Here is a 718-nt window from a genome sequence, read left to right as displayed (position 1 = left end):
GGGCTGGTCGATCTCGACCAGGCGCGGCGCCTCGTCGCCTCGGCGTCGGCGGCCTGCTCGGCGTCGCCACCTACCTGCTGGCCGCGGCTGCTGCGGATCGGCGAGATCGGCCAGGTGCTCGCCGTCGTGGCCCGACGGCGCTAGTCCCCGGCCCGCTCCTCGGGCCCGTTGCCTAGGGTGGGACCAAGCGGCGAAAGGGCACGACATGGCGGACGGACGGTTCCCCTCCTCCGGGGACGTCGTCGCCGCGCGCTACGAGCTGATGGAGCAGGTCTCCGAGCGGCTGGGTGCCACCACCTGGCGGGCCCGCGACCGCGTGCTGGAGCGCAACGTCGGCATCGAGGCCCTGGCCTCCGACGACCCGCGCGCCGCGTCCTTCGTCGCCGCCGCCCGCGCCTCGACCGTCGTGGTCGACCCCCGGTTCCTGCGCGTCCTGGACGTCCTGGACGACGACGCCGGCTTCGCCGTGGTCGTGCGCGAGTGGGCCCGCGCCTTCCCGCTCGACCAGCTGCTGCGCCACGGCACCCTGCCCAACCACCGCGCGGCCGTCGTGTCGCCGAGGTGGCCCGCGCCCTGGCCAACGCCCACGAGCAGGGCCAGCACCACCGCCGCCTCACCCCCGGACAGGTCCTGGTGAAGCAGTCCGGCGCGGTCCGCATCGTCGGCCTGGGCGTCGCCTACGCGCTCGCGCCGGGCCTGGACGTCCGCGAGGACGGTC

General features: G+C 76.0%; 1 protein-coding gene. It reads left to right on the top strand.

What is annotated here, in order from left to right; genetic code table 11:
- The first annotated feature begins 205 nt into the window (after positions 1 to 205).
- Positions 206 to 637, top strand: coding sequence for a protein kinase family protein (locus tag AC2W7G_RS17765; RefSeq protein ID WP_485869597.1), 432 nt, complete (start codon positions 206 to 208; stop codon positions 635 to 637).
- The last annotated feature ends 81 nt before the right edge of the window (positions 638 to 718 follow it).

The organism is Aeromicrobium sp. PFPM2_SD2 (assembly GCF_057364525.1).
This window is presented reverse-complemented; position numbering and strand designations above follow the sequence as displayed.